The 228-nt window shown below is 41.2% G+C and carries 1 protein-coding gene; it reads right to left on the bottom strand.

What is annotated here, in order from left to right; genetic code table 11:
* Positions 1–228, bottom strand: a 228-nt coding sequence (locus tag BLT_RS0121100; RefSeq protein WP_017729666.1) for a hemolysin XhlA family protein, incomplete at both ends; no start/stop codon positions are given.

The raw sequence follows: 228 nt of genomic DNA, 5'->3' as shown, positions 1-228 counted from the left end.
CCCTGTCACAATCGTTACAACACCGCTGACAATAGCTGTGATTACAATCTTTGTGAGAGTCCGTCTGAGCCACGTTGTATCTTCGACAATTTTGTCTAGGCTTTTCGACAAGCCTTGTATTTCTCTGTCTTGAAGTTTGTCATTGAGTTTAAGTTCATCAATCTCTTTCCTCATGACTTTTTGCTCGACTTCTACACCTTCAAACCGTTTCGACATATTAGCGATGGT

This window comes from Halalkalibacterium ligniniphilum, from assembly GCF_000334155.1.
Taxonomy (GTDB): domain Bacteria; phylum Bacillota; class Bacilli; order Bacillales; family Bacillaceae_D; genus Halalkalibacterium; species Halalkalibacterium ligniniphilum.
The sequence above is the reverse complement of the archived record's forward strand: the minus strand, read 5'-3'. Positions and strand labels throughout refer to the sequence as shown.